This window comes from Cognatiluteimonas weifangensis (assembly GCF_003416885.1).
GTDB classification, from domain to species: Bacteria; Pseudomonadota; Gammaproteobacteria; order Xanthomonadales; family Xanthomonadaceae; genus Cognatiluteimonas; species Cognatiluteimonas weifangensis.
Window position 1 is genome coordinate 74,934 of the sequence record NZ_QVPD01000008.1, and the last position, 23,588, is coordinate 98,521.

Here is a 23,588-nt window from a genome sequence, read left to right on the forward strand (position 1 = left end):
AAACCGGCCGCTGCCGGACGTTCAGAGCCGGACCAGCGTGCGCCCCAGCGAGCCGCCCGCGAGCATGCCCGCGAACACCTCGGGCAATTGCTCCAGCGTGGCTTCGCGGGTGCAGATGCGCGCCAGGTGCGCGGGTTTCCAGTCGTCGGCCAGGTGCTGCCACACCGCTTCGCGGATGTCGCGCGCGGTGCCGGCCGAAGCCACGCCCAGCAGCGACACGCCGCGGATGATGCAGGGCATCACCGTGGTGTGCAGTTCCGCCGAGGCGGCCAGGCCGGCGCTGGCGACGTTGCCGTAGGGCGCGGTCTGCGCCAGCAGGCTGGCCAGCATCGGCCCGCCGACGTTGTCCAGGCCGCCGCCGAAACGCGCCGATTCCAGCGGCCGCGTGGTCGCCAGCGCGTCGCGGCCGTGCACCTGGCGGGCGCCGATCGCCTTGAGGTAGTCGTGCTGCGCGGTCTTGCCGCTGATGGCGTGCACCTCGAAACCGGCGCGGCTGAAGATGTCCACCGCCAGCGATCCCACGCCGCCGCTGGCGCCGGTGACGCACAGCGGTCCCATCGCCGGGGTCTGGCGGTTGTCCAGCATCCGCAGCAGCGCCAGCGCGGCGGTGAAGCCGGCGGTACCCAGGATCATGCTTTCGCGCAGGGTCAGCCCGGCGGGCAGGGCGATGGTCCAGCGCGATTCCAGGCGCACGAACTTCGAGTAGCCGCCGTCGCGGGTCTCGCTCAGGCCGCAGCCGGTGACCAGCACCGGGTCGCCTTCGCGGAACGCCGGATCGGTGGAAGCGACCACGTGTCCGGCGACATCGATCCCGCCGACCAGCGGAAAGCGGCGCAGGATCTTGCCCTGGCCGGTGCCGGCCAGCGCGTCCTTGAAGTTGACAGACGAGTACGCCGCCTCGATCACGATCTCGCCGGGCGAGAGCTGATCCAGCGCCACTGGCTCGATGCCGCTGCGGTAGCCGGCGGCGTCGTCGTGGATGCGGAAGGCGGCAAAGCTTGCAGGGATGGCGCCCATGTCAGCGCAGCTCCTCGCGGCGTTTTTCGTCCAGCCATTTGTCCGCATGCGCCGGCACGTAGCTGCGCATCCAGGCGAACAGGGCGTCGATGTCCTCGCCGTGCCACAGGTCGTGGCGCTGCTCCGCGTGCAGGAAGCGCTCGCCGACCATGCGGTCCAGCATCGCCCGCAGCGGCGCGTAGAAACCGTCGACGTCGAGGAAGGCGCAAGGCTTGTCGCCGAGACCGAGCTGGCGCCAGGTCAGCATCTCGAACATCTCGTCGAGCGTGCCGAAGCCGCCGGGCAGGGCGACGAAGGCGTCGGACAGGTCGAACATGCGCGCCTTGCGTTCGTGCATGCTGGCGACGACCTCGAGCCGGGTGATGCCGCGGTGCGCGACTTCCCAGTGGACCAGCTGCTCGGGGATCACGCCGATCACCTCGCCGCCGGCGGCGAGCGCGGCGTCGGCGAGCACGCCCATCAGGCCGACATTGCCGCCGCCGTAGACCAGCGCCAGGCCCTCGCGCGCCAGGCGCGCGCCCAGCGCCGCCGCATGTTCGGCGTACGCAGGCCGCGACCCCGCATTCGAGCCGCAATACACACAGACTGATCGCATGTGCGGTCCTCGCTTTTGCCCCAGCCCCCAGGTCAGGGGCGGTTCGCGCCGCAGGCGCGAAGGGGCGGGTGTGGCATGCAACCTTTGCAGGAGTTTGCTTCGGCAAACTCCCGATATCTATCAAGCCGGCTAGTTGGCTTTATGGATCGCGCGCTTGTGCACGGCCATGGCGGCGTCGTGCACGGCCTCCGACAGGCTCGGATGCGCGTGGCAGATCCGCGCCAGATCGTCGGCGGAACCCTTGAATTCCATCGCCAGCACGCCTTCGTGCACCAGCTCGGAGACGTTCGCGCCGACCAGGTGCATGCCCAGCACGCGGTCGCTCTCGGCGTGCGCCAGCACCTTCACGAACCCCGCCGGCTCGGCCATCGCCACCGCGCGGCCGACCGCCGCGAACGGGAAGCTGCCGGCCTTGTACGGCACGCCCTCGGCCTTGAGCTGCTCCTCGGTCTTGCCGACCCAGGCCAGCTCCGGCTCGGTGTAGATCACCCAGGGGATGGTCTCGAAGTCGACATGGCCAGGCAGGCCGGCGATCAGCTCGGCCACCGCGATGCCTTCCTCGAAGCCCTTGTGCGCCAGCATCGGCCCGCGCACGCAGTCGCCGACCGCCCACACGCCGTCGACGCCGGTATGGCAGTGCGCGTCGACCTCGATCATGCCGCGCGCGTCCAGCTTGACGCCGGTGCCCTCGGCCAGCAGGCCCTTGGTGGCGGCGCGGCGGCCGACGCAGACCAGCAGCTTGTCGACCACGATGGTCTGCTCGCCCTTGGCGTCGGTGTAGGTGACGTGCACCCCGTCCTTCTTGATCTCGGTCTTGCCGACCTTGGCGCCCAGGCGGATGTCCAGGCCCTGTTTCTTGAACTCGCGCGCAGCGACCTTGGAGACCTCGGCGTCGGCGGCGGCCAGGAAGGTCGGCAGCGCCTCCAGGATCGTCACCTGAGAACCCAAGCGGTTCCACACGCTGCCCAACTCCAGGCCGATCACGCCGGCACCGATCACGCCCAGGCGCTTGGGCACCTTGTCGAAGTCCAGCGCGCCGACGTTGTCGACGATGTGCTCGCCGAACTTCGCGAACGGCAGCTCGATCGAGTCGGAGCCGGCGGCGAGGATGACGTTGGTGCCCTTGAGCTCGACGGTGCTGCCGTCGTGCTGCTTGACCGTGACCACGTTGCCCGGCTGCAGCTGGCCGAAGCCGTAGTAGGCGGCGACCTTGTTGGCCTTGAACAGCGCCGCGATGCCGCCGGTGAACTGCTTCACGATCTTGTCCTTGCGGCCGATCATGGTGCCGACGTCGATCTTCGGCTTGTCGAAGCCGATGCCGTGCTCGCCGAAGATGTGGTGCATGTTCCAGAACTGGCGGCTGGAGTCGAGCAGCGCCTTGGACGGGATGCAGCCCACCCGCAGGCAGGTACCGCCCAGCGCCGGCTTGCCGTCCTTGCCCAGCGCGGCGTCCACGCAGGCGACCTTCATGCCCAGTTGCGCGGCGCGAATCGCGGCGTGGTAGCCGGCGGGGCCGCCGCCGATCACGACAACATCGAACTGTTCAGCCATTTCCATTTCCTGTGTCTTCCCTTCGCCCCGCGCAGCGGGGAGAAGGTGGCCCGAAGGGCCGGATGAGGGGCGCGTTTACCGGCGTCACATTCCCAGCAGCATGCGATGCGGGTTCTCGAGCTGGTTCTTGATGTCCACCAGGAACAGCACCGCGTCCTTGCCGTCGATGATGCGGTGGTCGTAGCTCAGCGCGATGTACATCATCGGCGCGGCGACGACCTGGCCGTTCTCGACGATCGGGCGCTCCTTGATCGTGTGCATGCCCAGGATCGCCGACTGCGGCGGGTTGACGATCGGGGTGGACAGCAGCGAGCCGAAGGTGCCGCCGTTGGTGATGGTGAAGGTGCCGCCCTGCAGGTCCTCGAGCTTCAGACCGCCCTCGCGCGCGGCGCGGGCGTAGGCGTCGATGCCCTTCTCGACGTCGGCGAAGGTCATCCGCTCGACGTTGCGCAGCACCGGGGTCACCAGGCCGCGGTCGGTGGAGACCGCGATCGAGATGTCGGCGTAGCCGTGGTAGATGATGTCGTTGCCGTCGACCGAGGCGTTGACCACAGGGTACTTCTGCAGCGCGTTGGCGGCGGCCTTGGCGAAGAAGCTCATGAAGCCGAGCTTGATGCCGTGGTCCTTCTGGAACTGCTCGCCCAGTTCCTTGCGCATGGCCATGACCTTGCGCAGGTTGATCTCGTTGAACGAGGTCAGCATGGCGATGGAGTTCTTGGACTGCATCAGGCGCTCGGCGATGCGGGCGCGGATGCGGGTCATCGGCACGCGCTCCTCGGGGCGGGCGCCGCCGCCGACGCCGCCGCTGCGGCCGGCGGCGTAGTTGAGGATGTCTTCCTTGGTCACCGCGCCGCGGCGGCCGGTGCCTTCGACCTGCGCGGCATCCACGCCCGCGGTCTCGGCGGCGAAGCGCGCGCCAGGCGGCAGCTGCTCGTTGGCGGCGGCGGCCCGGGCGGGCGCGGCCGCCTTGGCCGGCGCGGGAGCGGCCGCCTTGGCCGGTGCGGCGGACTTGGCCGGGGCTTCCGCCTTCGGCGTCTCGGCCTTCGGAGCCGCGGCGGCGCCTTCCTCGATCACCGCCAGCACCTGCTGGCTGGTGACCGTGGCGCCGGACTCAAAGCGGATTTCCGCCAGCACGCCATCGACCGGCGAAGGTACTTCCAGCACGACCTTGTCGGTCTCCAGATCGACCAGGTTCTCGTCGCGCGCGACGCTGTCGCCGACCTTCTTGTTCCAGGTGGCGATGGTGGCGTCGGAAACGGATTCCGGCAGCACCGGGACTTTGACTTCAATGGCCATGGCGGGCGTCCTGAGGGGTGGTGTCATTCCGGGCGGAGCGGGGAATCCGTGGCCGCGGGGTCCGGGCCGCAGGGTCCTCGTCGCATCCGGGCGACAGGGGCGACTTCATTCGGCGACATAGTCGCCATCGGGGGGGTTGACCAGCGCATCGGCGACCAGTTGCGCCTGCTCGGCCAGGTGCTCGGCGAAATGACCGACCGCGGGCGAGGGCGAGCGCGCGCGGCCGGCGTAGTCCAGCGACTGTTTCGGCTGCAGGCAGGCGCGCAGGTGGTGCTGGATCTGGTACCACGCGCCCTGGTTCTGCGGCTCTTCCTGGCACCAGACCACTTCGGTCGCGCCGGCATGGCGCTTGAGCTCGGCGGTCAGCTCCGCGCGCGGGAACGGGTACAGCTGCTCCACCCGCACCAGGGCGACGTCCTCGAGCTTCTGCTTGTGCGCTTCCTCCAGCAGGTCGTAGTAGACCTTGCCGGCGCAGACGACGACGCGCCGGACCTTCTTCGCGCTGGCGGTGGTGTCGGGGATCAGCGTGCGGAATTCGCCGGAGGCCAATTCGTCCAGGGTCGACACCGCCAGCTTGTGGCGCAGCAGCGACTTGGGCGTCATCACCACCAGCGGCTTGCGCGTGGCCATGCGCATCTGCCGACGCAGCATGTGGAAATCCTGCGCCGGAGTGGTCGGCGCGCACACGATCATGTTGTCCAGCGCGCACAGCTGCAGGAAGCGTTCCAGCCGCGCGGAACTGTGCTCCGGGCCCTGGCCTTCGTAGCCGTGCGGCAGGTACAGCACCATCCCGCACAGGCGGTTCCACTTGGCCTCGCCGGAGCTGATGAACTGGTCGATCAGCACCTGCGCGCCGTTGGCGAAGTCGCCGAACTGCGCTTCCCAGATGTCCAGCGTCATCGGGTCGGCGGTGGCGTAGCCGTACTCGAAGCCCAGCACCGCTTCCTCGCTGAGCAGCGAGTCGATGATGGTGACCGATTCCGGGTTCCGCACCAGTTGCCGCAGCGGCAGGTAGGACTCGTCGGTGGCCTGGTCGTGCAGGATCGCATGGCGGTGGAAGAAGGTGCCGCGGCCGGAATCCTGCCCCACCAGGCGCAGCTTGTAGCCATCCTCCAGCAGCGTGGCGTAGGCGAGGTTTTCGGCGAAACCCCAGTCGCCGGGCAGCTCGCCGGCGGCCATCTTGCGGCGGTCCTCGTAGATCTTGGCCACGCGCGGGTGCAGCTTGATCTGCGCGGGGATGGCGTTGATCGCGGCGGCGAGCCGGTCGAGCTGCTTGCGCTGCACCCGGGTGTCGACCGGATCGGACAGCTTGCCGTCGAGGAAACCGGACCAGTCGGTGGAGAATTCGTCCGGCTTGACCGTGGCGACTTCGGTCGTCACCTCGCCGGCGTCGAGCTTGTCGCGGTAGGCGGCCATCATCGCCTTGACCGCGCCGGCGTCGAGCACGCCTTCGGCCACGAGCTTGTCGCCGTAGAGCTCGCGTGCGGTCTTGTGCGCGCGGATCGTCTGGTACATCAGCGGCTGGGTCGCGGCCGGCTCGTCGGCCTCGTTGTGGCCGTGGCGGCGGTAGCAGACCAGGTCGATGACCACGTCGCGGCCGAAACGCTGGCGGAAGTCGAACGCCAGCTCGGCGCAGAACGCGACCGCATCGGGATCGTCGCCGTTCACGTGCAGCACCGGCGCGCCGACCATCTTGGCCACGTCGGTGCAGTACAGCGTGGAACGGGCGTCGTCGGCGGCACTGGTGGTGAAGCCGATCTGGTTGTTGACCACCACGTGCACGCTGCCGCCGACGCGGAAGCCGCGCGCCTGCGACATCTGCAGCAGCTCCATCACCACGCCTTGCCCCGCGAACGCGGCGTCGCCGTGCATCAGCACCGGCAGCACCTGGGTGCGTTGCCGGTCGTCGCGGCGGTTCTGGCGCGAGCGCACCGAGCCGGCGACCACCGGATTGACGATCTCCAAGTGCGAGGGGTTGAAGGCCAGCGCCAGGTGCACCGGGCCGCCCGGGGTGGCGATGTCGGCGGAGAAGCCCATGTGGTACTTGACGTCGCCGGTGTGGGCGCGATCGTCGCGGCCGCGGTCGAACTTGCCCTCGAACTCGTCGAACAGCTTGCGCGGCGGCTTGCCCAGGGTATTGACCAGGACGTTGAGGCGACCGCGGTGGGCCATGCCCAGCACCACTTCGCGGACGCCGTCGGCGCCGGCGCGGCGGACCATGATGTCGAGCATCGGGATCAGCGCGTCGCCGCCTTCCAGCGAGAAGCGCTTCTGGCCGACGTACTTGGTGTGCAGGTAGCGCTCCAGGCCTTCGGCCGCGGTCAGGCGCTCGAGGATGCGGATGCGGGCCTGCGGCGACTGGCCGTGGTGGCCGGCCGCGGCCTCCAGCCGCTCGTACATCCAGCGCCGCTGCTCGGCGTCGGCGATGTGCATGAATTCCGCGCCGATGCTGCCGGTGTAGGTGGCCTTGAGCAGGGTCAGCAGGTCGCGCAGCCGCATCCGTTCGCGGCCGGCGACGCCGCCGGTGAAGAATTCCCCGTCCAGGTCGCCCTCGGACAGGCGGTGGAACGCCAGGGTCAGGTCCGGCGCGTCGGCCTTGGCGGCCATGCCCAGCGGGTCCAGGTCCGCGGCCAGGTGTCCGCGCGAGCGGTAGGCGGTGATCAGCTTGCCGACGGCGCGGTCGCGGTCGTCGCCGGTGCCGGTGCCGGTGGCGACCACGCCACGGGCGGCGCGGCGGCCGGCGAGGGCGATCTCGCGCATCACCGCCGAATGCGGCACGTCTCCGGCTTCGCGGCCCTTGAAGTCGTCGAAATAGGCCTTCCACTTCGGCCCGACGCTGTCGGGCGCCACCAGGTACTGCTCGTACAGATCCTCGATGTAGCCGGCATTGGCGCCGAGTTGCGAGGACCGCGCAAACTGCTTCAGGAGACTGTCCACTATGGCGTCGGGAAGCTCGATTGGGGAGAGGTGGACGGGGTTTGCGGCCCCGGCAAGCGCCTGATCCTGCGGGAGTTCCAGCACCCCCGCGGAGACCGATACGCAAGACTTTGAATTATAGCCGCAGCGCTTGCCGCACTGCACCACTCCCGCACCGCCGCGGCGGCTTGCGGCCCGGGGTCACAGCCCGAGTGCGCGGTATTCCACGATCGGGCGCGCGCGTTCCCAGACCCGGTCGAAGGCGGCGCGCAGCTGGCGCGCGCGGCCCGGGGCGTGGAGGTCGGCCTCGCCGTCGAAACGGTGGCCCAGGCCGCGGAAATAGAAACCGCCGGCGTCGTTGGCCAGGAACGCCGAGGGGTAGGCGCGGTCGACCGGGTCGTCGACCTCGCGGAACGCGAACACGCTGGGCAGGCGTTGCGCCAGCGCCAGCAGCGGGGCGTGGGCGCGCTGCGGCGCGGCCGCGTCCTGCAGCAGGATCCGCGCCTGGCCGCCGTGGCCGGCGGTGCCGAAGCGGCGCAGCGCCTCCAGCACTGCGGGCGCATCCAGCAGCCCGGGGTCGAGTTCGCGGCTGTAGAAGCACAGGCCGCGCCGCGCCGCCAGCACCAGCGCGGCGGTGACCGCGACCGCGGCCTCGCGGTCCTCGATCGCGCTGGCGCCGGCGAGCGTGCGCCGCATCGCCTGGTGCTCGATCCCGGCCTCCATGAAACGTTCGCCGCGCGGCTCGAAACCGTGGCGCAGGTAGAACCCGAGCGCCGTCACCTGGGCATTGAGCGTGACCTGGTGCCAGCCGCGCTGCCGGGCCTGCTGCAGCAGCGCCAGCAGCAGCGCGTCGCCGACGCCCTTGCCGCGCCACTGCGGCAGCACCGCCATGCGCCCGACCTGGGCCGGCGCTCCGGGGTGCGCCGGCGGCACCAGGCGGCCGGTGCCGATCGGCTCGCCGTCCAGCGCGCGCGCGAGCACGTGCAGGCAGCGCGGATCCAGGTCGTCGTGCTCCAGCTCGACCGGAACCCGCTGCTCGTGCACGAATACCCGGTCGCGGACCGCATGCAGGTCGGCCAGCGCCGCGGCGTAGTCCACCGGCAGCACACGGAAGGGCTCCGTGGTGTCGTCGCGGTCGCTGGCAGCGTTCATGCGTCCTCGTCCCCTGGTAGCTGGTAGTGGCCCGATTCGTACAGTGCGATCACCGCGTCGCGGCCGGCCTGCGACAGCGCGGCGTAGGCGGCGCCATCGATCGCGGCCGCGGCCGCCAGGCGGCGGGCGTCGCGCAGCGGCAGCACGAACGTCTGGCCGCTGACGTACAGGCGTGCGCCGCGGCCGGCGCGGCGCCAGGCCATGCGCGCGAACGGGTGCCGCAGCAGCCGCGCCCCGTGCTGCAGCTGCCACTCGGTCTGGATCCGCGCCGGCGGCAGCTGCGCGGCGACGATCTCGCCGGGGCTGCGGTAGGTGGTGATGAAGCGGCCGAACCAGTCGCCCAGGCGCTCGGGGTCGTTCATCCGCAGCAGGTTCAGCGCCTGCACCACGCGCTGCATGGCGGCGGCGTCGATCTCGTCGGGGTCGGCCACGGGCGTCAGGTCGGGGTCGCGGTAGCGCAGGGCGTCGTCGGCGTCCGCCGCCAGGGTGTCGACGAAATCGCCCAGCAGCTCCGCCGCCGACGGCGCGCGCATGCCGATCGAGAAGGTCAGGCAGGCGTCCTCGGCGATCCCGTGGTGCGGCACGCCGGGCGGCAGGTACAGCATGTCGCCGGGCGCGAGCAGCCACTCGTGGCTGGGGTTGAAGCGCTGCAGCAGGTCCAGGTCGCTGTCCGGGCGCTGCTGCAGCGGCGGCTCGGGGCTGGCGTCGATGCGCCAGCGGCGATGCCCCTGCGCCTGCAGCAGGAACACGTCGTACTGGTCCACGTGCGCGCCGACCGAACCGCCGGGCGCGGCGAAGGACACCATGACGTCGTCGATCCGCCAGCGCGGCAGGAAGCCGAACGCCGGCAGCAGCGCGGCGACCCCGGCGTCCCACTTGTCCACGTCCTGCACCAGCAGCGTCCAGTCGTGCTGCGGCAGGGTCGGGAACAGCTCCTCCGGGAACGGGCCGTGGCGCACCAGCCAGCGGTCGGCGTCGGCGGAGGCGGGATTGCGCTCGTGGGCGACGATCCGCGCCAGTGCCGCCTCCTCGCAGGCCAGGCCGGCCAGATCCTCGGGGCTGAGCGGGGACACGAAGCCGGGAAAGGCGTTGCGCAGCAGCAGCGGGCGCTTTTGCCAGTAGTCGCGCAGGAACTCCGCTGGCGGCATCCCCAGCGGCGGTCGCACGCCGGCATCGATCTCGATCGGCGGCGCGCCCCTGCCTGCAGCTGTTGACGTGCCGGCGGTTCTTGCCTCGGCGGCTCTCGCGCCGGCCGGCCGACGCTGGCGTGGCGGGTTCATGTGCAGGTGGTCCCGTCGTCGCCGCAGCCCCGGAATTGCAGCAGGCACCGGCCATGGCCGAACGGATCGGCCAGTTGCACGATCCGGCCCCAGGCCGCCCCGCGGGCCGTACCTTCAGTCATCACGCTGGCGAGGTCGGCGACGTCGATGTTGACCGGCAATGGCATCCCGGCTCCGGGGCTCGGTGGGCGCGGCGGCACTCTAGCGGCGCCGGTCTGAAAGCGGGGTCAAGGGCGGCGGCTCAGGCGTCCCGGGCCAGGGGCTCGGCCAGCCCGGTGTAGCTGCCGGGCGTGAGGGCCAGCAAGCGTTGCTTCGCCGCGGCCGGCAGCTCGAGGCCGGCGATGAACGTGCGCATGGCATCGGCGTCGATGCCGTGGCCGCGGGTCAGCGCCTTCAGCTGCTCGTAGGGGTTGGGCAGGCCGTGGCGACGCATCACCGTCTGCACGGCTTCGGCCAGCACTTCCCACGCCGCGTCCAGGTCGGCGGCCAGGCGTTCGGGGTTCACCGACAGCTTGTCCAGCCCGCGCAGCAGCGCGTCGAAGCCGACCAGCGCATGGCCGAAGGCGACGCCCAGCGCGCGCAGCACGGTGGAGTCGGTGAGGTCGCGCTGCCAGCGGCTGACCGGCAGCTTGGCGGCGAAGTGCTCGAACAGCGCGTTGGCGATGCCGAAGTTGCCTTCGGCGTTCTCGAAATCGATCGGGTTGACCTTGTGCGGCATGGTCGAGGAGCCGACTTCGCCGGCCTTGACCGCCTGCCGGAAGTAGCCCAGCGAGATGTAGCCCCAGACGTCGCGGCACAGGTCGATGGCGATGGTGTCGATGCGCTTGCAGGCGTCGCACAGCTCGGCGATGCCGTCGTGCGGCTCGATCTGGGTGGTATAGGGCTGCCAGTCTAGGCCCAGCGACTGCACGAAGGCCTGCGCGAACCCCGGCCAGTCGACCTCCGGGTAGGCGACCACGTGGGCGTTGTAGTTGCCGACCGCACCGTTGATCTTGCCCGGCATCGGCAGTGCCGCCAGCACCGCATGCTGGCGCTGCAGGCGGGCCACCACGTTCGCCAGCTCCTTGCCCACGGTGGTCGGCGAAGCGGTCTGGCCGTGGGTACGCGCGAGCATCGGCAGCGCCGCGTGCGCGTGCGCCAGCGCGCGCAGCTTGTCGATCAGCGCGTCCAGCCGCGGCAGCACCACGGTGTCGCGCGCCTGCTTGAGCATCAGCGCGTAGCTCAGGTTGTTGATGTCCTCGCTGGTGCAGGCGAAGTGCACGAACTCCAGCGCCGGGCCCAGCTCGGCATCGTCCTTGAGCCGCTCCTTGAGCAGGTATTCGACCGCCTTGACGTCGTGGTTGGTGGTGCGCTCGATCTGCTTGACCCGGGCCGCGTCGGCGGGGGAAAACTCCGCGGCCAGCGCCCGCAGCCGGGTGCTCGCGGCGGCGGAAAACGGCGGCAGCTCGACGATTTCCGGCGCGGCCGCCAGCGCCAGCAGCCATTCCACCTCGACCCGGACCCGCGCGCGGATCAGGCCGTACTCGGAGAAGATCGGCCGCAGCGCGTCGACCTTGCCGGTGTAGCGGCCGTCGAGCGGGGACAGGGCGAGCAACTGGGCGTCGGACATGGGGCGGCCGTGCGGCGAAGGAAGCGCAATTCTAGACTGTCGAAGCGTATCCTCGTTGCGGGCCGTCGCCCCTGCGCAGGCGGGAATTCCGCGACTCGGCCGCCATGCCAGCGTGGCCGCCCGGGGCGGGCGCGGCGGGCGAGGGGCCGGCCGCGCCCGGCTGCCGCCGGAATGACGGGTCCTCCGACACCATTCCTCCATCACCATCGGGAGCTGCTGCATGGCCGCACGTCGCGACAAGACCTTCCGCATGGAGCACGACAGCATGGGCGAGCTGCGCGTGCCTGCCGCGGCGCTGTGGGGCGCGCAGACCCAGCGCGCGATCGACAATTTCCCGGTGTCCGGGCGGCCGTTGCCGCGTGGCCTGATCCGCGCGCTGGGGCTGGTGAAGGCGGCCGCGGCGGAGGTCAACGCCGCGCTCGGGCTGCTGCCGAAGACGCGCGCGGCGGCGATCCGCAAGGCGGCGCTGGAGGTGGTCGCGGGCGTGCACGACGCGCAGTTCCCGATCGACGTGTTCCAGACCGGCTCGGGCACGTCCAGCAACATGAACGCCAACGAGGTGGTCGCGACCCTGGCGGCGCGTGCGTCCGGCCGGCCGGTGCACCCCAACGACGACGTCAACCTCGGCCAGAGCTCCAACGACGTGATCCCGACCGCGCTGCGGGTGTCGGCACAGCTGGCGACGGTCGAGGACCTGTTGCCGGCGCTCACGCACCTGCGCCGCAGCATCGAGCGCCGCGCACGCGGCCTGGGCCGGGTCGCCAAGACCGGCCGCACCCACCTGATGGACGCGATGCCGCTGACCTTCGGCCAGGAGTTCGGTGCCTGGGCGGCGCAGCTGGCCTCGGCGCAGGCGCGGATCGAGGATGCGCTCAAGCGCCTGCGGCGGCTGCCGATCGGCGGCACCGCGATCGGCACCGGGATCAATGCCGATCCGCGCTTCGGTCCGGCGATGGCCAAGGCGCTGTCGGCGCTGGCCGGCACCAAGTTCGAATCGGCCGCCAACAAGTTCGAAGGCCTGGCGTCGCAGGACGACGCGGTCGAGCTGTCCGGCCAGCTCAACGCGCTGGCGGTGGCGCTGATGAAGATCGCCAACGACCTGCGCTGGATGAATTCCGGCCCGCTGGCCGGCCTCGGCGAGATCGAGCTGCCGGCGCTGCAGCCCGGCTCCTCGATCATGCCCGGCAAGGTCAACCCGGTGATTCCGGAAGCGACCTGCATGGTCTGCGCGCAGGTGATGGGCCACCACGCCGCGATCACCGTCGCCGGCGCCAGCGGCAACTTCCAGCTCAACGTGATGCTGCCGCTGATTGCCACCAATTTGCTGGATTCGATCGGCCTGCTGGCCAGCGCGATGCGGCTGCTGGCCGACAAGTCGATCGCGGGGCTGAAGGTGCGCGGCGACCATGTCGCGGTCGCGCTCGCGCGCAACCCGATCCTGGTGACCGCGCTCAACCCGATCATCGGCTACGAGAAGGCCGCCGCGATCGCCAAGCGGGCCTACAAGGAAGGCCGGCCGGTGTTCGACGTGGCGCTGGAGGACAGCGGGCTGCCGCCGGCGGAACTGAAGAAACTGCTGGACCCCGCCGCGCTCACGCAAGGCGGGATCCGCGGCTGAGCCCGCGTCACTCGCCCTTGTCGTCCTTCTCGATCTCGTCCATGCAGTCGTCGATGTCGGCCTGTTCGAGGGTCGCGTAGGGGCGGAAGGCCGGCAGCGAGGCCGCGAGCCGCTGCTGGGTGGCCAGCATCGCCGGCAGCTGCCCGCAGATCGCCCTGGCCTCCTGCTTCAACTGCTCGGCCCTGGCCTCCACGCGCCGTTCCATCTCCTTGGTGTCGCCGCTGAAGAGCGCGCCGAGCGCCTGTCCGATCGCTTCGCCGGCAAGATCGGCGCCCTTGCTGCCGATCTCCAGGCCGGTATCGGCCACCTGGATCACCTGCGCGCGGTACCCGAGCAGCAACTTGCGCTGTGCCGGCGTGACCGCCACGGCCTTGCCTTCCACCAGCAGGTCGCCTTGCGGGCTGATCTCGGCGCGGGGGCGGGTCGCATCGGCCTTGCTCGAGGTCTGGACGCTCCAGCCGTCCACCGCGACCTTGACGTCGTGGTCCCCGCTGATCACGAGGTTGCCCTCGTGCAGTTCCTTGCGCGCCTTGGCGATCTCCTTGTCGATGGCGCGGGCGATGTAGCCCCTACTGCCTTCGGTCTCGGCCTCCGCTTTCGCCTGGTCGGCGGCAGGGCGGCTGCACGCCGGAAGCAGCGCAACGGCGACGAGGGCGAGCGTGAACGTGGTGTTGCGCACGAGTCGCATGGGTGGCTCCTGTCAGCGCGAGGCGAATTCCTGGCGGACATCGGCCTCGCAATCGTCGATGTCGCGCGGGGTGAGGGTCGCGTACGGGCGGAATGCCGGCAGGCTGGCGGAAAGCCGCTGCTGGGACGCCATCACCGCCGGCAGCTCGCGGCAGATCGACAACACCATCGGCCGCACCTTCTGCTCCACCGCGCGCTCCACGCGGTGTTCGAGGCGGCCGCTCAGGGCATTGAAGAGAATGCCGATGACGTTGCTGCCGACCGCGTCGAGCGCCGCATCGGCGGCTTCCTGGCCGGCCTGGATGCCCGAGAGCGCGATGGCGACGATCTGCTGGCGATAAGCCAGCAATTGCCGGCGCTGGCTGGCGTCGATCGCCTGCATCTTGCCGTCGACCAGGAAATCGCCCGCGGGGGTGATTTCCGCCTGCGGCAGCGACATATCCGGCCTGCCGCGCCTGCCGAAGCGGAGGCTGTCGCCCAGTGCCAGGTTTTCGGTGAGCAACTCCTGGCGGGCCCTGGCCAGCTCGACGCGCACTTCCTTGCGGGCGTCGGCGAGGTCCTGGCGGACCTCGGCCGCGACGCCCTGGTCGGCGGGCCCGGCCTGCGCAGCGAGGGGCAGGGCGAGAGCGAGGAGGAGAGTGAGGGAGGTGGTGGTGGCTTTCATGCGTGGTTACCCATGGTGTCTGGTCAGGGCCGATGGCCGTCGATGGCGCGACTGCTTCGCTGCGGAGCGTCCGGCCCGGCCTTCCATGGCCGGGCGTACGGCAAATCGCGCGTCGGTGCCGCGCACACGGCCTGCCTCAGCCCTCGTCGCGCCAGCGGCGCAGGCGGATCGCGCCGAGGATCATCGCCACGCCGGCACCCGCGCCGATCCACAGTTGCGGGGTCAGCAGCACCGAATACGTGGTCCGCAGGTCGAGCAGGTTGTGGATCGCCTCGGGGCCGCTTGCCGACGGTCCGATGCGGGCGACATCGATCCAGCTGCCGGGGGCGATGCTGAGCAGGGCGCGGGCGACGATGTTCTTCCAGAACCAGCCCGATTCCAGGTCGAACACCTGCATCAGGTCGAACCAGCTGACGAAGATGCCGGCGAACACCGGGATCATGATCGCCCACAGGAACGGCTTGCTCTTCGCCCAGGCCGAGCACAGCAGCAGCCAGCCGGCGGTCGGCAGCGCCCACAGCGCGTACACGGGGATGCTGGCGGCCAGCTGTGCGGCGAGCTTCAACGGGCTGCCCGGGCCCCACAGCAGCGCGATCGGGTTGCCGCCATGGAACAGCACCACCACGCTGAGCAGCAGCAGGAAACCGAGCATCGTTGCCAGTGCCGCCGCGGTGGCGAGCACCGGCGCCACCAGCAGCGCACTGGCGGCCTTGGACAGCACGGTGTCGCGGTCCGACAGCGGCAACGACTTCCAGAACAGCACGCTGCGGTCCTTGCGGTCGTCGTACAGCGCGCCCAGGCAGTAGAAGAACACGACGAAGGCCAGCACGATGAAGGGCCAGCCGGAGGCCATCAGCAGGCTCAGGTCGATGCCGTTGGCGAGGTCGCGCATTTGTCCGGCGTCGAGCTTGCCGGTCAGCTGGCCCAGGTCCAGGCCGTTGATCATGACTTCGCCGTCGACCTGCAGCTTGCCGTCGGCCAGGGCGCGGCGGGCGGCGAACTCGCCGACTATCACCGCCATCGCCGTGAGCAGCAGCGAAATGCCGCCGGCGACCAGCGGCGCCCACAGGAAGCCGCCCTTGTGCTCCCAGAATTCGCGCCGCAGCAGCAGCCTGAACTTGTGGGTGGCGTGCGCGACCGCGACCGGCGCGCGCGATTGGGTGATTGCGTTCATGCGTAGGTTCCCTTCATCGTGGCGACGAACAGATCGGCCAGGCCGGGGGTGCGGGTTTCGCCGAAGGCGGCGAGCCGCGGCTGCGGCACGCCGTCGAACAGCATCACGGTCTTGCCGAACGGCAGCGCGCGTTCGTCGATCGGCTTCAGCGCGCGCGCGGCCTCGAGGCTGCCGGCGTCGACCAGGACCTCGACGTAGCGCTCGCCGACGGCGTCCATCGGCGCTTCCAGCACCATCCGGCCGTCGCGGATGAACATCACGTCGGTGAGGATGTGCTCGACCTCCTCGACCTGGTGGGTGGTGATCAGGATGGTCTTGTCCTCGTCGAAGTAGTCCTCCAGCAGGCGCTGGTAGAACTGCTTGCGGTAGAGGATGTCCAGGCCCAGCGTGGGCTCGTCGAGCACCAGCAGCCTGGCGTCGATCGCCATCACCAGGGCCAGGTGCAGCTGCACGATCATGCCCTTGGACAGCTCGCGCACCCGCGACTTCGGCTTGAGCTGGGTATGGGCCAGGAAGCGCTCGCAGCGGGCGCGGTCGAAGCGCGGGTGCACCCCGGCGACGAACTCGATCGCCTCGCGCACGCGGATCCAGCGCGGCAGCACGGCGACGTCGGCGATGAAGCAGACGTCGTTCATCAGCTCGTCGCGCTGGGTCCGCGGGTCGCGGCCGAGCACGCTCAGCTCGCCCTCGAACGGGATCAGGCCGAGGATCGCCTTCAGTGCCGTGGTCTTGCCGGCGCCGTTGGGACCGATCAGGCCGACGATGCGGCCGGCCGGGATCTCGAAACTGGCGCCGTCGAGCGCGAGCTTGTCCTTGTAGGCCTTGCGCAGGCCGCGCGCGCTGACGACGCGGTCGCTGTTGCTGGCGGCGTTCATCGCGAGCCTCCCTGGGCGGACTTCAGCAGTTCGTCGGCGCGCAGGCCCAGGCGCTGGATGCGCTCGATCACCTGTGGCCATTCCTCGGTCAGGAAACGCTCGCGTTCGCTGGCCAGCAGCTTCTTCGATGCTTCTTCGGTCACGTACATTCCCAGTCCCCTGCGTTTTTCCACGAGCGCCTCGTCCGCCAGTTCCTGGTAGGCGCGCGAGACGGTGATCGGATTGAGCTGGTACTCGGCCGCCACCTGCCGCACCGAGGGCAGGGCGTCGCCGGGCTTGAGCACGCCATCGAGCATCATCGCGACGACGCGCTCCTTGAGTTGGCGGTAGATCGGAGCGCCGTCGCTCCACTGGATCGCGGTCATGGCTCAGCTCCCGAGGCGGCGCAGGCCCTGCGCGAAAGAGAAGTAGGGCAGCGCCAGCGCGGCGCGGGTACGGCGCAGGTGGCGGCCGGCATCGGTCGCCTCGGCGGCGTCGGGGCGGGGGGCGTCGGTGGCGGTTTCCAGCGCGGTGGCCTCGGCCGGGGAGGCCGCCTCGGCGGTCAGCGCCAGCGACGCTGCGGACGGCGGCGGCGGTTGGGGCGTGCCGGCGAGCAGCAGCAGGGTGAACACCGTGGCCGTCGCCGACAGGGCCGTCACGGTGTGTTGGAGTTTGCGGGTCATGGCAGACGTCCTGCTCTGGGGGACTGGTGTTGTATGCAACTATAACACCTAAACACAACCCGTCAAGCCCGTGCTCCCCAACTGATGGCATAGGCGATGGGCCCTGGGTAAACGGGGCCTGGCCAGGCAGACCCGGCTGTGGGCAGGGCCCCGGCTGGATCGAGCGCACGACGACGTCCAGGCGATGGCCCCGGCCAAAACGGGTTCCGGCCGGTCAGTGCCCGGCAGTGGGCAGGGCCCCGGCTGGACTGGGCGCATGGCGATGTCCGAGCGCCGGCCGCTGGCCGGCCTTCGCCCGTACCTGGCCGGACAGTCGAACTTGTATGCCGGACGCGAATCATCCACGCGTCACGCGGCTGTCCTGTGGCATGGCCCTGCGCTGCGGGACGCATGCTGCATTCGCGTCGTCGGCATTGCCGCCGGCGCGTGCCGCCGCGACAATAGCGCGTGTCGCCGCTGCTTCCGGCGCGCATCCCCCCGCATTCCCTCTGCATCCCGGCCTTGCCCGGCCGTCAACAGGAGTCATCGGATGAAGGCTTTCGTGCGCGGCGCCGCCGTGCTGCTGTTCGCTGCCGTCGCCGTGCTGGTCGCGGCCGTGCCGGTGCTGGCGCAGGACCAGACCGTGCTGGCCAGCGATCGCGACAAGGTCAGCTACATGGTCGGCATGGACGTGGGCAAGTCGATCGCGCCAGCCGGGCCGGACCTGGACGTGGCCGCGTTCCAGCGCGCGGTGCGCAACGCCTTCGACGGCGGCAAGCCGCTGATCGCCGAGGACAAGGTGCAGCCGCTGGCGCAGGCGCTGATGCAGCGCATCGCCGTGCGCAACGGCCAGGCGCCCGCCGGCACCCAGGCGCCGGAGGTGGCGCGGGACCAGGTCGGGTACCTGGTCGGCGCCGATGTCGGGCGCTCGCTGGCGCCGATCAAGGACGAACTCGACGTGGCGGTGCTGGTGCAGGGCGTGCGCAGCGTGCTCGAGGACCGCAAGCCGTTGCTGGAGCAGGCCGAGGCCGACGCCCTGCGCACGGCGTTCTCGCAGCGCGTCCAGGACCAGCTGCAGGCGCAGGCCGCGGCGCTGGCGCAGAAGAACGCCGCCGAGGGCGCCGCGTTCCTGGCGAAGAACAAGACGGTCAAGGGCGTGTACGTCACGCCGTCGGGCCTGCAATACATGGTGTTGCGCCAGGGCAACGGCCCGCGCCCGGCGCGCAGCGACCGGGTCCGGGTCAACTACCACGGCACCCTGCTCGACGGCAGCGTGTTCGACAGCTCCTACGAGCGCGGCCAGCCGGCCGAGTTCGCGCTCGACCAGGTCATCCCCGGCTGGACCGAGGGCGTGAGCCTGATGCCGGTCGGCGGCAAGTATCGGTTCTGGATTCCGGCCGCACTGGCGTACGGCGCCCAGGGCACGCCCGGCGGCCCGATCGGACCCGAGGCCACCCTGGTGTTCGATGTCGAGTTGATGGCCGTCCTGCGTTAGGCCGTCGGGGGCAGCCGTGGGCATAGGCCTGCGGTTCAGCGCTTTTCCCCCATCGTGCCGATTCCTTCCCCCCCGCGGGCCGGCAGCGCCGGCGCGCTTCCTGGAGTGCCGCGAAATGCGATCTTCCCTGCGTTTCCCCCTGACCGCGCTGGCGCTGGCCGCGCTGGCGCTGGCCGCCACGGGCTGCAACAAGCCCGGCGACAAGACCGCCAAGCCCGAAACCGCCGCCGCAACCGGCGACCAGGCCACGGCAGCGATCCCCGGCCTGGCCACCGAAAAGGACCAGGTCAGCTACATGATCGGCATGGCGATGGCCAAGCAGTGGGAGCCGATCAAGGACGAGATCGACGTCGACGTCCTCGCCCGGGCGATCAAGAGCGCCTTCGCCGGCGACAAGCTGCTGCTGACCGACGAGCAGGCGGCGAAGATCAGCGAAAGCTTCGGTGAGCGGATGCAGGCCAAGCAGATCGCCAAGCTGCAGACCGAGGCCCGGCAGAACGCCGAGGCCGGCGCCGCGTTCCTGGCCGACAACGGCAAGAAGCCGGGCGTCCAGACCACCGCGTCGGGCCTGCAGTACCAGGTGCTCAGCGCCGGCGACGGCGCCAAGCCGAAGCCGACCGACAGCGTGCGCGTCAACTACAAGGGCTCGCTGCTGGACGGCACCGTGTTCGACGATTCCACCCGCCATGGCGGCCCGGCGACGATCCCGCTGCAGCAGGTCGTGCCCGGCTGGCAGGAAGGCATCGCGCTGATGCCGGTCGGCAGCAAGTACAGGTTCTGGATCCCGGCCGCGCTCGGCTACGGCGAACAGGGCACGCCGGGCGGCCCGATCCCGCCCAATGCCACGTTGGTGTTCGAGGTCGAGCTGCTCGACATCGCCAAGCCCGAGGCGAAGTAAACTCGCGCAGGCCGCGACGCCGGTGGCGTGTCTGCCGCCGGCGTCGCCGTTTCACGGAGCGGGACGCTTCGACGAGGAATCAGGATGCAAGTCGCGATCTTCGGCACCGGCTACGTCGGCCTGGTCACCGGAACCTGCCTGGCGGAAGTCGGGCACCACGTGGTCTGCGTGGACATCGACGCGGCCAAGGTCGATGGCCTGAACCGCGGCGTGGTGCCGATCTACGAGCCGGGCCTGGAACCGATGGTGAAGGCCAACCACGCCGCCGGGCGGCTGCGGTTCACCACCGACGCCGCCGCCGCGATCGCGCACGGCGAGGTGCTGTTCATCGCCGTGGGCACGCCGCCGGACCAGGACGGCAGCGCCGACCTGCAGTACGTACTGGCGGTGGCGCGCACCATCGGCGAGCACCTGGCGCGCCCGGCGGTGGTGGTGGACAAGTCGACCGTGCCGGTCGGCACCGCCGACAAGGTCCGCACCGCGATCGCCACCACCCTGGCCGCCCGCGGCGCCAAGGTCGCTTTCGACGTGGTCTCCAATCCGGAGTTCCTCAAGGAGGGCGCCGCGGTCGAGGACTGCATGCGCCCGGACCGGATCGTCATCGGCACCGGCAGCGTGCAGGCGCTGGAGAAGCTCAAGCGCCTGTACGCGCCGTTCAACCGCAATCACGACCGCATCGTGGCGATGGACGTGCGTTCGGCGGAGCTGACCAAGTACGCCGCCAACGCGATGCTGGCGACCAAGATCAGCTTCATGAACGAGATCGCCAACATCGCCGAGCAGGTCGGCGCCGACGTGGAGATGGTGCGCCACGGCATCGGCTCGGACCCGCGCATCGGCTGGCATTTCATCTATCCCGGCGCCGGCTACGGCGGCTCCTGCTTCCCCAAGGACGTGCAGGCGCTGACGCGCACCGCCGCCCAGCACGGCTACGAGGCACGGCTGCTGGGCGCGGTCGAGGCGGTCAACGAGGCGCAGAAGGGACACCTGTTCGAGCTCATCCAGCGCCACTACGACGAGGGCGAGGACGAAGGCGTGCGCGGTCGCACCTTCGCGGTCTGGGGGCTGGCGTTCAAGCCCGACACCGACGACATGCGCGAGGCCTCCAGCCGCAAGTTGCTGGCGCAGCTCTGGGAGGCGGGGGCGAAGGTGCGCGCGTACGACCCGGAGGCGCGGCAGGAGGCGGCGCGGATCTTCGGCCCGCGCGCCGACCTGGTGCTGTGCGACAGCGCAGCCGCCGCGCTGGAAGGCGCGGACGCGCTGGTGGTGGTCACCGAATGGAAGCAGTTCCGCAGCCCGGATTTCGCCGCGCTGCGCGCCGCGCTGGGCGACGCGGTGGTGTTCGACGGACGCAACCTGTACGACCCGGCCGAGGTCGAGGCCGCGGGCCTGGCCTACTACGGCATCGGCCGCGGCCGCTCGATCGTGGTGGAATGAGCCGATGACGCCGACGCCCCTGGAGCAGCGGTTGACCGAACTGGAAACGCGGCTCGCGTTTCAGGAGCACGCGCTGGGCGAACTCAGCGACGCGCTCGCCGCCGCACGCGCCGAAATCGCAAGCCATGCCGAACTGCTGCGCCGTACGATGGACGACCTGAAACAGGCGCGCGGCGACTTCTTCGCCGACCCGGCCAGCGAGCCGCCGCCGCCGCATTATTGAGGTTCCACAGCACTGCGCCGCGTGCGCGCCCGCCAGCCATGAGCGACTCCCTCCGCGACCAACTCCTCGGCCTCGGTTTCAAGCCGCCTGCGGCGTCCGAGCGCAAATCCCCGCGTCCGCCGGCGCGCAAGCCCGAGCGCCCGGCACCGGCGCGCACGGGGCAGGGCGCGCGTGCGCCCGCGTCCGCCGCCCCGCACCCGCCGGGCAAGGCGCGGCCGCAGCGGCACGGCAAACCCGGCGCGCGCGCGGAGATCGACCTCGCCAAGGCCTATGCGATCCGCGCGCAGAAGGAAAAGGACGAACGCATCGCCGCCGAGCGCCTGAAGCAGGAGCAGGCGCGGCAGCGGCGCGAGGCCCGGGCGCGGCTCGCGGCCCTGCTCGAGGGCCAGGCGCGCAACGACCCGGCCGCCGACATCGCGCGCCACTTCGACTACGGCGGCAAGATCAAGCGCGTCTACGTGACCCAGGCGCAACTCCAGGCGCTCAATGCCGGCGAGCTGGGCGTGGTGCAGCTCGACGGCCGCTATCTGCTGGTCGACGCCGCGATGCTGGCGCAGGCCGAGGCGGTCTTCGCGCCGGCGGTCGCGCTCAAGGTCGATCCCGCGGCGCCGGCGCCGGAGGATCCCTACGCCGATCCGCGCTACCAGGTGCCCGACGACCTGGTCTGGTAAGCGCCTGGCCGCCGCCGCGCGGCGCCCGCGTTGGTTCCGGCGGTGCGATTGGCGCCGTCGCGACGGCCGGCGATGCAGGGCGACGGGAGCAGCATCGGACGCAACGATTCCCGGCAGGCCCTGGCGGCCACGGCGCTGGTGGTCGGCGTCACCAGCCATCGCGACCTCGCCCCGGAACAACTGCCGGCGCTGCGGCGGCAGCTGCGGGAGGCCTTCGCCGGCCTGCGCGCGCAATTCCCGGAACTGCAGCCGGTGGTGCTGTCGCCGCTGGCCGAGGGCGGCGATCGCCTGGTGGCTGAAGCGGGGCTGGAGCAAGGCGCGCGCCTGATCGTGCCGCTGCCGCTGCCGGCGGCGACGTATGCGCGGGATTTTTCCGGCGCGCAGTCGCGCGCGCAGTTCGAGCGGCTGCTCGCGCAGGCCGAGACCGTGGCCCTGCCGCTGCCTGCCGGCGAGCAGGCGCGCGAGGCCCTGCGCGGGCCGGGCGCGGCGCGCGACCGCCAGTACCTGCTGGCCGGCCTGTACGTCGCCAGCCACTGCCACGTACTGTTCGCGTTGTGGGACGGTTCCGACGGCGGCGGCGTCGGTGGCACCGCGCAGATCGTGCGCTACTACCTCGGCGGGCCGCTGCCGGGCGCGCGCCGGGCCAGCGACAACCTGCGGCAGATGCTGTCCGGCGACGACGACAGCCTGGTGCTGCACCTGCCGGTGCTGCGCACCTCGGCGCCGGCGCCGGCCGCGTTCGACCCGCGGCCGTGCTGGCTCACCAGCGCAGGCCAGCGGCCGCTGGCCTCGGGCATGCCGCCGGATTACCGCCGCATTTTCGAGCGCATGCAGGCGTTCGAGCGCGATCGCCTGCGCTACGCGGTTGCGGCCGCGGATGCGGCGCCGGCGTCGGACCCGGCGCAGGCGGCGGCGCACGTGGTCGACGCGATGGCGATCGGCTTCCAGCGCCGCACCACCGCCGCGATGCGCGCGATCCATGTCCTGGCGGTGCTGATGGGGCTGGCGTTCCTGCTGTACTCCGACCTCGGCGCGCCGGACTGGATGCTGTGGCTGTTCCTGGCATTCTTCCTCGTCGGCCTGGCGGTCGCGGTGGCGGCGCGGCGCCGCGACTGGCACCGCAAGTACATCGACTACCGCGCGCTGGCCGAAGGCCTGCGGGTGCAGGCGTTCTGGCGCCGCGCCGGGCTGTCGATGACCGGCGACCCCGAATTCGCGCACGACAACTTCATGCAGAAGCAGGACGTCGAACTGGGCTGGATCCGCAACGTGATGCGCCAGATCGGGTTGCTGCCGCTGCCGCGTAGCGGCGACCCGGCGGGCGCCCTGGATGCGGTGATCGAGGACTGGGTCGGGCGCCCCGGGCACTCCGGGCAACTGGCCTATTACGAGCGCAAGGCGGAATTGCGCGCGCGCCATCACCTACGCACCCAGGCGCTGGGCGCGGCCTGCCTGTGGAGCGGCATCGGCATCAGCCTGTTCCTGGCGCTGTTCCATCGCGGCCTCGACGATGCCGCGCGCAACCTGCTGGTGACCGCGATGGGCGCGCTGTCGCTGATCGCCGCGGTGCGCGAGGCCTATGCCTACCGCAAGGCCGACAAGGAGCTGGTCAAGCAGTACCGCTTCATGCACCGCATCTACCGCAATGCGCGCGCGGCGCTGGACGCCACCGCGGACCTGCACCGGCGCCGCGAAATCCTGCGCGCACTCGGCGAGGCGGCGCTGGAAGAACACGCCGAGTGGGCGCTGATGCATCGCGACCGCCCGATCGAGCACGGGCGGCCGTAGC

Annotated in this window: 22 protein-coding genes; 7 read left to right on the forward strand and 15 right to left on the reverse strand. The window is 70.9% G+C overall.

Annotated elements, in window-relative coordinates:
• Nucleotides 1–21 precede the first annotated feature (21 nt).
• The 9 genes from D0Y53_RS08875 to purB all read right to left on the reverse strand — a co-directional run bounded on the left by D0Y53_RS08875 (nt 22) and on the right by purB (nt 11,416).
• Complete coding sequence (locus D0Y53_RS08875; RefSeq protein WP_117202873.1) at nt 22–1,017, reverse strand: YhdH/YhfP family quinone oxidoreductase; 996 nt, start codon at nt 1,015–1,017, stop codon at nt 22–24.
• Nucleotide 1,018: 1 nt separating this feature from the next.
• Nucleotides 1,019–1,612 carry an LOG family protein gene (locus D0Y53_RS08880; protein WP_117202874.1) on the reverse strand — a complete coding sequence of 198 codons (594 nt, stop codon included), beginning with the start codon at nt 1,610–1,612 and terminating at the stop codon, nt 1,019–1,021.
• Between the two features lie 129 nt (nt 1,613–1,741).
• Nucleotides 1,742–3,163: a dihydrolipoyl dehydrogenase gene (gene lpdA / locus D0Y53_RS08885; protein WP_117202875.1), complete on the reverse strand. Its 1,422-nt coding sequence runs from the start codon at nt 3,161–3,163 to the stop codon at nt 1,742–1,744.
• 84 nt (nt 3,164–3,247) lie between these two features.
• Nucleotides 3,248–4,459, reverse strand: coding sequence for a dihydrolipoyllysine-residue succinyltransferase (gene sucB / locus D0Y53_RS08890; protein ID WP_117202876.1), 1,212 nt, complete (start codon nt 4,457–4,459; stop codon nt 3,248–3,250).
• Between the two features lie 105 nt (nt 4,460–4,564).
• The gene (locus tag D0Y53_RS08895) at nt 4,565–7,396 is read right to left on the reverse strand and encodes a 2-oxoglutarate dehydrogenase E1 component (RefSeq protein ID WP_117202877.1); all 2,832 of its coding nucleotides are present in this window, start codon (nt 7,394–7,396) and stop codon (nt 4,565–4,567) included.
• 180 nt (nt 7,397–7,576) lie between these two features.
• The gene (locus tag D0Y53_RS08900) at nt 7,577–8,527 is read right to left on the reverse strand and encodes a GNAT family N-acetyltransferase (RefSeq protein ID WP_117202878.1); all 951 of its coding nucleotides are present in this window, start codon (nt 8,525–8,527) and stop codon (nt 7,577–7,579) included.
• Complete coding sequence (locus D0Y53_RS08905; protein WP_117202879.1) at nt 8,524–9,807, reverse strand: cupin domain-containing protein; 1,284 nt, start codon at nt 9,805–9,807, stop codon at nt 8,524–8,526. The genes D0Y53_RS08900 and D0Y53_RS08905 overlap by 4 nt, the downstream gene beginning before the upstream one ends.
• A complete protein-coding gene (locus D0Y53_RS12895; protein ID WP_158550630.1) occupies nt 9,804–9,974 on the reverse strand; it encodes a hypothetical protein in 171 nt (56 codons plus the stop codon). Before D0Y53_RS12895 ends, D0Y53_RS08905 begins: the two co-directional genes overlap by 4 nt.
• Nucleotides 9,975–10,048: 74 nt before the next feature.
• Complete coding sequence (gene purB, locus D0Y53_RS08910; protein ID WP_117202880.1) at nt 10,049–11,416, reverse strand: adenylosuccinate lyase; 1,368 nt, start codon at nt 11,414–11,416, stop codon at nt 10,049–10,051.
• Nucleotides 11,417–11,636: 220 nt separating this feature from the next.
• Here purB and D0Y53_RS08915 point away from each other — a divergent pair, with 220 nt between their 5' ends.
• Nucleotides 11,637–13,034 (forward strand): class II fumarate hydratase, encoded by a 1,398-nt coding sequence (locus D0Y53_RS08915; RefSeq protein ID WP_117202881.1) that lies wholly within the window; start codon nt 11,637–11,639, stop codon nt 13,032–13,034.
• Nucleotides 13,035–13,041: 7 nt separating this feature from the next.
• On the opposite strand, the gene D0Y53_RS08920 is transcribed toward D0Y53_RS08915, so the two are convergent.
• The 6 genes from D0Y53_RS08920 to D0Y53_RS08945 form a co-directional block, all read right to left on the reverse strand.
• Nucleotides 13,042–13,722: a YggN family protein gene (locus tag D0Y53_RS08920; protein WP_117202882.1), complete on the reverse strand. Its 681-nt coding sequence runs from the start codon at nt 13,720–13,722 to the stop codon at nt 13,042–13,044.
• Between the two features lie 12 nt (nt 13,723–13,734).
• Nucleotides 13,735–14,385 (reverse strand): YggN family protein, encoded by a 651-nt coding sequence (locus D0Y53_RS08925; protein WP_117202883.1) that lies wholly within the window; start codon nt 14,383–14,385, stop codon nt 13,735–13,737.
• A gap of 136 nt (nt 14,386–14,521) precedes the next feature.
• Complete coding sequence (locus tag D0Y53_RS08930) at nt 14,522–15,559, reverse strand: hypothetical protein (protein WP_117202884.1); 1,038 nt, start codon at nt 15,557–15,559, stop codon at nt 14,522–14,524.
• Nucleotides 15,556–16,434: an ABC transporter ATP-binding protein gene (locus D0Y53_RS08935; RefSeq protein WP_117202885.1), complete on the reverse strand. Its 879-nt coding sequence runs from the start codon at nt 16,432–16,434 to the stop codon at nt 15,556–15,558. The genes D0Y53_RS08930 and D0Y53_RS08935 overlap by 4 nt, the downstream gene beginning before the upstream one ends.
• The gene (locus tag D0Y53_RS08940) at nt 16,431–16,799 is read right to left on the reverse strand and encodes a GntR family transcriptional regulator (RefSeq protein ID WP_117202886.1); all 369 of its coding nucleotides are present in this window, start codon (nt 16,797–16,799) and stop codon (nt 16,431–16,433) included. Before D0Y53_RS08940 ends, D0Y53_RS08935 begins: the two co-directional genes overlap by 4 nt.
• 3 nt (nt 16,800–16,802) lie before the next feature.
• A complete protein-coding gene (locus D0Y53_RS08945) occupies nt 16,803–17,096 on the reverse strand; it encodes a hypothetical protein (RefSeq protein ID WP_117202887.1) in 294 nt (97 codons plus the stop codon).
• Between the two features lie 529 nt (nt 17,097–17,625).
• Here D0Y53_RS08945 and D0Y53_RS08950 point away from each other — a divergent pair.
• The 6 genes from D0Y53_RS08950 (at nt 17,626) to D0Y53_RS08975 (ending at nt 23,587) form a co-directional block, all read left to right on the forward strand.
• Nucleotides 17,626–18,570: an FKBP-type peptidyl-prolyl cis-trans isomerase N-terminal domain-containing protein gene (locus D0Y53_RS08950; protein WP_117202888.1), complete on the forward strand. Its 945-nt coding sequence runs from the start codon at nt 17,626–17,628 to the stop codon at nt 18,568–18,570.
• A 115-nt stretch (nt 18,571–18,685) separates the two neighbouring features.
• Nucleotides 18,686–19,468: an FKBP-type peptidyl-prolyl cis-trans isomerase gene (locus D0Y53_RS08955; protein WP_117202889.1), complete on the forward strand. Its 783-nt coding sequence runs from the start codon at nt 18,686–18,688 to the stop codon at nt 19,466–19,468.
• Between the two features lie 84 nt (nt 19,469–19,552).
• Nucleotides 19,553–20,905, forward strand: a complete 1,353-nt coding sequence (locus D0Y53_RS08960) for a UDP-glucose dehydrogenase family protein (protein WP_117202890.1) — start codon at nt 19,553–19,555, stop codon at nt 20,903–20,905.
• A 4-nt stretch (nt 20,906–20,909) separates the two neighbouring features.
• A complete protein-coding gene (locus tag D0Y53_RS08965) occupies nt 20,910–21,128 on the forward strand; it encodes a SlyX family protein (RefSeq protein ID WP_117202891.1) in 219 nt (72 codons plus the stop codon).
• Between the two features lie 38 nt (nt 21,129–21,166).
• Nucleotides 21,167–21,799 (forward strand): DUF2058 family protein, encoded by a 633-nt coding sequence (locus tag D0Y53_RS08970; protein WP_117202892.1) that lies wholly within the window; start codon nt 21,167–21,169, stop codon nt 21,797–21,799.
• Nucleotides 21,800–21,871: 72 nt separating this feature from the next.
• Nucleotides 21,872–23,587, forward strand: coding sequence for a hypothetical protein (locus D0Y53_RS08975; RefSeq protein ID WP_117202893.1), 1,716 nt, complete (start codon nt 21,872–21,874; stop codon nt 23,585–23,587).
• Nucleotide 23,588: the final 1 nt, after the last annotated feature.